Annotated in this window: 7 protein-coding genes; 1 reads left to right on the forward strand and 6 read right to left on the reverse strand. The window is 44.3% G+C overall.

Features of this window, described 5'->3' with window-relative positions; all coding sequences use genetic code 11:
* Positions 1-525: 525 nt before the first annotated feature.
* Together FD04_RS08570 and FD04_RS08575 are read right to left on the reverse strand one after the other, a co-directional pair.
* Complete coding sequence (locus FD04_RS08570) at positions 526-1,245, reverse strand: DUF4811 domain-containing protein (protein WP_054700384.1); 720 nt, start codon at positions 1,243-1,245, stop codon at positions 526-528.
* Positions 1,242-2,732, reverse strand: coding sequence for an MDR family MFS transporter (locus FD04_RS08575; RefSeq protein ID WP_056948304.1), 1,491 nt, complete (start codon positions 2,730-2,732; stop codon positions 1,242-1,244). The genes FD04_RS08570 and FD04_RS08575 overlap by 4 nt, the downstream gene beginning before the upstream one ends.
* A gap of 216 nt (positions 2,733-2,948) precedes the next feature.
* Here FD04_RS08575 and FD04_RS08580 point away from each other — a divergent pair, with 216 nt between their 5' ends.
* On the forward strand, positions 2,949-3,389 hold the full coding sequence (locus FD04_RS08580; protein WP_054700383.1) for a MerR family transcriptional regulator: 441 nt from the start codon (positions 2,949-2,951) through the stop codon (positions 3,387-3,389).
* Positions 3,390-3,489: 100 nt separating this feature from the next.
* On the opposite strand, the gene FD04_RS08585 is transcribed toward FD04_RS08580, so the two are convergent.
* From FD04_RS08585 to FD04_RS08595, 4 genes are read right to left on the reverse strand one after another with little or no spacing between them, the layout of a single operon-like run.
* Positions 3,490-4,230 carry a DUF4097 family beta strand repeat-containing protein gene (locus FD04_RS08585; RefSeq protein WP_252898771.1) on the reverse strand — a complete coding sequence of 247 codons (741 nt, stop codon included), beginning with the start codon at positions 4,228-4,230 and terminating at the stop codon, positions 3,490-3,492.
* Between the two features lie 42 nt (positions 4,231-4,272).
* Positions 4,273-4,425: a hypothetical protein gene (locus FD04_RS12465; RefSeq protein WP_156660431.1), complete on the reverse strand. Its 153-nt coding sequence runs from the start codon at positions 4,423-4,425 to the stop codon at positions 4,273-4,275.
* Entirely contained in the window at positions 4,422-5,060 is a 639-nt protein-coding gene (locus FD04_RS08590) for a DUF1700 domain-containing protein (protein ID WP_054700380.1), read from the reverse strand. The genes FD04_RS12465 and FD04_RS08590 overlap by 4 nt, the downstream gene beginning before the upstream one ends.
* Positions 5,053-5,373 carry a PadR family transcriptional regulator gene (locus tag FD04_RS08595; RefSeq protein WP_054700379.1) on the reverse strand — a complete coding sequence of 107 codons (321 nt, stop codon included), beginning with the start codon at positions 5,371-5,373 and terminating at the stop codon, positions 5,053-5,055. Before FD04_RS08595 ends, FD04_RS08590 begins: the two co-directional genes overlap by 8 nt.
* Positions 5,374-6,000 lie beyond the last annotated feature (627 nt).

Here is a 6,000-nt window from a genome sequence, read left to right on the forward strand (position 1 = left end):
AAAGCTGTACGTACTAGCTCTATTTATAGTCTTTCATTAATTGACCCTTATATCTCAGTAAATCTGCTTAACCACTTTGATTAACGAACCTGATGGAAGACAATCAATCGACGAACAGTACAGTGTTAAATTTAAAGTTTGTTCGTTGTAGCTGTAGTGCCAGAAGCAGACTGGTTGGCGGGTGGTGGCAGTGAAAAATGATGTTAGGGTGAAGTGACGCAAGAAGTGTACTTCTTCTTGGGTTACTTCACCCTTACATCATTGGACGAATCAGAGACCTGTCTTTTGGGCTCGGATTCGAGGGTGAAAACGCAAAGCGTTTGAACCCGGTCCCACAGCCACTTCCCGCCAACCAGTCTGCTGGCGGCCGGAGGCGGCAGTAGTTTGGAAGTACAATCGGTCTAACTTTCAATCGCCCACGAGTTTCAAATGCATACAAAAAGAGGTCTCGAACAAAAAGTTCGAGGCCTCTTCCTCAGTACGACTCTCTAATCGTACCGAATAATCCTTCTAATCAATTAAGACTTATTTGCTTTGAACAGACTTCACGAGCTTAGCCACTGCTTGGGCCTGGAACTGAGCTTGAAGTTGTTTTTGGAGCTTGGCCTGTTGGGCAGTCGTCATAGATGGGTTCTTGGTCATTGCGGCCATCATACCCTTCTTGATGAAGGCGGCACCTTCAGTTTTAAGCTGAGCTTGGTAAGTCTTGCTCTTCATTTGCTTTTGGAGTGCCTTAGCTTGTTGCGCGCTAAGCACTAACCAATTTTTGTTCACATAAATCGTGTTGGTCCGCTTAATGAACTTGTGGTTCTGGCCGGTAAAGGCAAACCAGATTTTGGCAGCGTTACTCTTGTAACGCCAACGTGTAACGGTGGTCACCATCCGTGTCTTGCCGGTAGTCGTCTTCACTTTATTAAAGGTCTCGCTACTGGTTTGTGTATGGGTGGTCTTCTTAGCATCCTTGCTCGTTTTATAAACGTAGACTTGGTGCTTGTTAGCCGTACCGATTGGTTGGTATAAAACCATGTCCATCTTTGGTGAGGCGCTATAAATAGTTTGAGTCGTTGTAGTGGTGTACTTTTCTAAACCATAGTGGTTCTTCCAGTTTGCCACGGCAAAGTAACTCGACACACACAGACCAATGATGGTCAAAATCGTCAAAGTGTTGCTAATGGCTTTGTTTTCGATGTAAATAAATGCCATGAAAGCTAAAACCGTAAAAATAATGATTAAGGCTACAATCACTGGTTGTCACCTACCTTTGTTGATTGAGTTTCTGCTGGGTAGTCGCTTGCTTGACCACGGTTCTTCATGAAGAAGGCGGTAATCAAAGCGCCCACACAGAAGAGGGCTGCAATGATAAAGGCAGCGTGGTAACCAGTCAAAGTTGCGTTGATGTATGAATCTTTATATTGCAATGGGTTGCTCGTTAACAAGTGGTGAGCTGGCTTATGTGAAGTCGTCACGTTTGTTAAAACACTGGTCAAAATGGCAGTCCCGACTGAACTAGCGATTTGACGTTGTGTGTTGTTAACAGCGGTCCCATGACCAATCAAGTGGACAGGTAAGGCGTTCATACCAACAGTTGTTGCTGGCATCATGGCCATGGCAATCCCGAACATCCGAACACCGTATAACAGAACGATGTAGGCAGTTGGGGTATCCTTAGTGATCCAGATGAATGGCACAGAACCAATCGTTAAGAGTAACATCCCCATGATTGAGAGACGGCGAGCACCGTAACGGTCAACAGCGCGACCAGTAATTGGGCTCATAACCCCCATCATCAAGGCCCCTGCTAACAGGGTTAATCCTGAGTGGAACGCTGACATACCTTTAACAATTTGCAAGTACAATGGAATGATCATTTCGGCACCGACCATGGCCATCATTGAAACGGAACTCAAGATAGCTGAAACGGCGAATGGAATTGAACGATAAACGCGGAATTCCAAGAATGGTTTTTCCATGTGAAGTTGTTGATAGACAAAAATCCCAACAAAAATGACACCGACAGCGAGGAAGCCAATAACTTTGGCACTACCCCAGCCGTCATTCCCAACACTTGAGAAGCCGTAAAGTAAACTCCCAAACCCAATTGTTGATAGGATAACTGATAAGACACTGATGCTTTCCTTTTTGGTAGGTAATACTGGGCGCATGAAAATCAAAGCACCAATTAAAACCAAGACCAGAACTGGAATGATCATACCGAACAGGTCACGCCAAGTCCAAGTATCGATCACCCACCCCGAAAGTGTCGGGCCAATGGCTGGTGCTAGTCCGATAACGATACCGGCTAACCCCATGGCAGTCCCACGACGCTCTGGTGGAAAAATTGACAGCATAATTGTTTGAAGCAAAGGCATGGTAACCCCCACACCAACGGCCTGAATCAAACGACCGGTTAATAACCAGCCGAAGTTTGGTGAAACGTAGGCAATCACTGTCCCAACGAAGAAGACAGTCATGGCACTCACGTATAACCACTTGGTGTTGAATCGAGTACTGAGCCATGCACTAATCGGAATAATAATCCCATTAACTAACATAAATCCGGTTGTTAACCATTGAACGGTTGCAGTGTTAATGTTGAACGCGTCCATGATGGTTGGATTGGCTGTTGCTAAAATTGTTTGGTTTAAAACTGTACAAAATGTCCCAATGAGCAAGACAACGATCATCATTGCTCGGCTGTACGGTTTTCCATTGACGTCAACCGCTTTGTTCACTTACTAAGACCTTCTTTTCTTCAAATTCATTTTAATGACTGAGAATAACTATAATAACTTTTAAGTTATTTGTCAACAATCTTGACAAAGTTATTTAATTATATATACTGTTCATGACGAAATGTATTAAAATAGTCACTTTATTTAACAACTTAAACCGGTTAACACCGGGAAAGAAAACCGTTTCAATTATATTTTGATGAGAGAAGGCAGTTTGTGAATACTGAAGATCACGAAAAATTATCCGCTATGAGTCGCCATATGACTTGGCACATGGGCATTGGCGATGTGGCCGCTGCAACCGGCGTTTCACAAAGTCAATTACGCTACTGGGAACAAAAGGGTTACATTGAAAGTAAGAAAGTCCCTGGCCAGAATCGTAAATATACCTATGGTACTTTGATGCGTGTGTTCATGATTAATAGCTTTATTAACGAAGGTTTCACGCTAGTGGCCGCGGTTAAAAAGGCAGATGAGAATAAAGAAACCATGGATATCATCAAGCGGGCCGTCATCGACCGCTTTCAGGGTATCGAGCAAATTGATGGTTACCCTGCCGTTAACTTAGGCTATGTTAACGAACACCACACTGAAGTGTTGTACGCTGTGGTCAAGGAAGATCACACTGATTTAAAAATGGTGCCGGTAGAAGCTTGACATGTCTATAATGTAAGGCATTATTACAGCAGCTAACGCCAAAAATCCCGTCAACAGTAATTGCTGTTGACGGGATTTTTTGGTTGGTTTTTAAATAATACTATTTTCTAACAGTTACATCACCATCAGTACTAGACAACTGATAAACCGTTTTGTTTTGACCGGTTTGGCCGTACTGCTGCTGGTTCTTACCGTAAATCATAACGTCACCATCGCTGGCGTTGGCACGAATCACCGTTCGTTTAGTCGGCGTGATTCCGGCGTTAATATCGCCGCCATCATTGGCTCTGGCTGTCATTTGAGTTGCAACCGTTTCATTAGCTAAATTGATATCACCATCATCGGCCGTAATATCAGCACTCTGCCAACGATTACCACGCAAATAGATATCACCATCACTGGAATGAACTGTTGTCGACTTTTGTTTAAATTGACTATCAGTAACGGTGATGTCACCCGCTGTATCAGCTTCAAAACCTTTATCAATCGTCGTGTCCTGTAGTGTCAGGTCACCGTATGAATTTGCCTTACTGCGTAAATGATCAGAGACCGTCACCCGCGTCAATCGCAAGTCACCATCACCCATCGTCACGTCTTTAAGTGCTAAGTCTTCTAAGCGCGTATCGGTTAGCCCATCTACACTAACGTTTTGCAGTTGAGTCCGTTTAGGCACTGTCACTTCGACAACTGGTTGACTGCCACTATAATCCAGTTCACCAAGCAACAGTCCCGAAGCAGAATGACCTGAAATCGTTAATTCGTCGCCGGAAACTGTCATGCTAATCCTGGCACTCTTACTACTACGTACTGTCACTTTAGCTTGGCTACCTCGATGAATCAAAATTGGACCGAAGTCGCCACCCGTGACTTTAATTTTTTTGACCTATTTAATGTTTTTTGATTGACTCACTTTAGCATCAACGTGTAAACCGTCATCCCAATAGACTGACTTCAGACCGCCCTTACCCAAACCGATTGAAAGTAACACACCGCCAACGATTAATAAGATAACACCGATAATAAATGTCTTTTTCATTTTTGGTCACGCCTCTCTTCCGCTCGATTTTTCCGGTTAAGCTTACTGTAAAGCCACTGACTAAAGCTAAGTGTGACGTGAATTACGCCCCGAATGAACCAGTTGATTACTGGTACGCAGATTAAAAATAGACCAAGTGATGCGATGGCACCACCGATGTAAAACAATCCCGTGCTTAAAGACTGCCCGATAATAGCGATCCCGATACCAAGCACAACTACGGCAGCGAATAGTAACGCAATAATGGTCACCACAATACTAAAGACAATTGCTGCGCCGGCCACGAAAACCGCAAATAGCGTCGCGAGCACTGCAATCCCCAACGGAATCGTGAGTGGCGTTGATAAAATTGCCAACACGATCAACCAGATGGTATGCACCTGAGTCGTTGACTGTTGCACCCGACTACGCATCGTGGCCTTTTCTTTTTCGGGTGCGTCTAACAACCGAATGGAATAATCTGCGAGTACTTTACGCGCTAATTGCTTCGGCGTACCCAGCTCCGCCACACAGGCTTCGTATGTCTCAAAGCCACCGTCTTGTAAGTATTCCATGTAAAAATCAACGACTTCACTAAATTCGTGATCACTCAGTTGATTGAGATAACTCTTAAACTCTTGCATGTACTTATCCATGATCTTGTTCATCCCCCATCATTGAATCGATTCCGGCCTTAAACGTGACCCAATCGGTTCGAATCTCCGCTAAATGTGCGCGGCCGTCACTTGTAATTTGGTAATAACGTCGGTTTCGCCCTTGATATGGCTCATCATAAGTAGTCAACCAACCGTTTTTCTTTAAGCGTCGCAGCACCGGATACATCGTCGATTCCGAAACCTTAATTGCCTGCTGAACCCGTTGCGTCAATGCGTAACCGTAGTAGTCTTGATCCGTCAAAATTGCTAACACACAACCGTCTAGTAGTTCTGAACTCACCTGAATTGCCACGTTGTCACCTCCTGTAATATTATACGTCATATAATATGCTTTTGAATACAGTTTAACTGACGCCTAGATTGCTTGTCAAGTTGGAACCGATAATTCTAATTTGTTGGTCTGCAATTATGCCATTTTAATTACCAAGATAAAGTTTATAACTGCCACTACCACTCCAGGTAACGCGGTTTTTCAGTTGCTGTGGGACCGGCTTCAGCCACGTCACCGTGTCTTCCGCCTCGTTTGTGAGCCTTCAAAGCCCGAAGTCTCACAAACGTCCAGTTCGAGTAAATGCTGAAGCATTAACTCGAACTTGTCACTGCAACTGAAAAACCGCGTTACCTTCCGTTCTCGTTACAAAATGCTAAAATCAGTTCTTTTTCGTTACAGCATCACTCATATCGTTATCTTCTGCGTTAACTTCAAAAGAACTTATTACTCAGCATGTAGCCGTAGTGCCAGAAGCAGACTGGTTGGCGGGTGGTGGCAGTGAAAAATGATGTTAGGGTGAAGTGGCGCAAGAAGTGTACTTTCTTCTTGGGTTACTTCACCCTTACATCATTGGACGAATCAGAGACCTGCTTTTCGGGCTCTGGTTCGAGGGTGAAAACGCCAAGCGGTTGAACCCGGTCCCACAGC

The organism is Secundilactobacillus odoratitofui DSM 19909 = JCM 15043, from assembly GCF_001434895.1.
Classification (GTDB): Bacteria; Bacillota; Bacilli; order Lactobacillales; family Lactobacillaceae; genus Secundilactobacillus; species Secundilactobacillus odoratitofui.